The 1,630-nt window shown below is 41.2% G+C and carries 1 protein-coding gene; it reads right to left on the bottom strand.

Going from position 1 to position 1,630, the window contains the following annotated elements:
- Positions 1–123 precede the first annotated feature (123 nt).
- Entirely contained in the window at positions 124–1,329 is a 1,206-nt protein-coding gene (locus tag LI074_RS16970) for an IS110 family transposase (RefSeq protein WP_008706871.1), read from the bottom strand.
- Between the last annotated feature and the right edge of the window lie 301 nt (positions 1,330–1,630).

The raw sequence follows: 1,630 nt of genomic DNA, 5'->3' as shown, positions 1-1,630 counted from the left end.
AGCCTGCAAATAAAAAGTCAATAGCAAATTGATGATTTCAGGCAAAAATTTTTGCAAGATTTTGAACATTAAAATAAGACCACCGATATTCGCTGGTCTAAAATAAAGGTATTGACGAGATATTTATTCTGGGAGTGAAGACAGATATTCTTTCACTCGACCATAGTAGATGCGAAGAAACTTATTCGCACCGGCTGTCATGTAGACGTAATAAGGCTTTCCTTGTGCTCGTTTCTTATCCATAAACAAGTAGACAGGATCATCCTGTGGCTTTGTTTTGATGAGAACATCCATGACTTGAAACAGAGTCTTACGAAGAGTACTGGAACCGCGCTTGGAAGCAGGAACGCTTTTCTGCTCATATGAACCGGATTCATTTACGCCGGGATCAACGCCTGCAAAGGCTGTAATGGCTCCTTTGTGGGTAAATCGGGAGACATCACCAATCTCTGCCATAAGCTGTGGACCAAGCGATTTACCTACACCTTTCATAGCCATGACAACAGGGTATTCCGGCAGTTTAGAAGCAGCCTCATTCATCATGGTACGAAGCTGTTCCACAGTCTGTGAAGCCGTATTTAATTGTTCTACAGCCTGTTTGATGATTAACTTTGTCAGATCGTCTTTTGGAAGTATAGAAACAAGCTCCTTAGATGCTTCATAGATTTCAACAGCTTTTGAACGGCTGAAGTTGTACTTCCTGCGTTTACACCACTTTTGATAGTGGTCGATAAAGGCGTTTAGAGAGAGTTTACGAACACAATCCACATGCCAGTAGGTGGCTGAAAAGTCAACCCATTTTTGACTTCCATCCTCACGGGCGGGGCTGTCAAAATAAGTGTTAGCTCCCGGATAAGTTTGGTCAAGGATGCTGATTAGATTATTTTTCATAGCGGTTTTGTGTTTCATGTAAAAATCAAACTGGCGGTTCATGGTTTTCAGTTGATTACGAATTTCATCCATGAGACTATACTGTCTGAGTTCCGTCCAACTGTCAAGAGTATAGCGTGCAATTTTTACTGCATCCGCTTTATCGGACTTTACTTTGCGGAGAGAGTTGTCTCCAAAATCTTTGATGAGTTTGGGATTTATGGCAGATACAAAAAGGTCAGCTTTCGAAAGTTCACGGACAAGAGGTTCGTAATAACGACCGGTGTGTTCCATGACAATACGAGATTCGCCATCAATGGATTGGATCTGCTCAATGAGAGAGCGAATCCCACTGACTGTGTGTTTGACTTCAAATGGTTTTGAAATGATCTCACCATAAGGACGAAGGATAGCAACCATGCTTTTTCCTTTGGAAACATCAATACCTACTGCATTCATATTCATAAATTTGTCACTCCTTAAAATCAGATTATGCAATGGATAAAGACCAGTTTTACTCATTGCCTATTCCATCTACTGTGGTGTGACACGAACGTACCGAAGGCAGTTCAACCTGCATAAAACGAACGCTGCAAATGAGGAGCTGGTTATCAGTCTCGGTAACGGACGCGAAGTCCAAGATGAATAAGACGATATACCGATTGCTCCATACATTTTAACAGCTTAAGCAACAAGATGGATAATTCCTTACTGGCTGTAAGGGATATTAACCATAAATATATTGTAGTAGATGAAAGCG

Source organism: Blautia sp. MSK18_10, from assembly GCF_020553185.1.
Lineage (GTDB): Bacteria > Bacillota > Clostridia > Lachnospirales > Lachnospiraceae > Blautia_A > Blautia_A wexlerae.
This window is presented reverse-complemented; position numbering and strand designations above follow the sequence as displayed.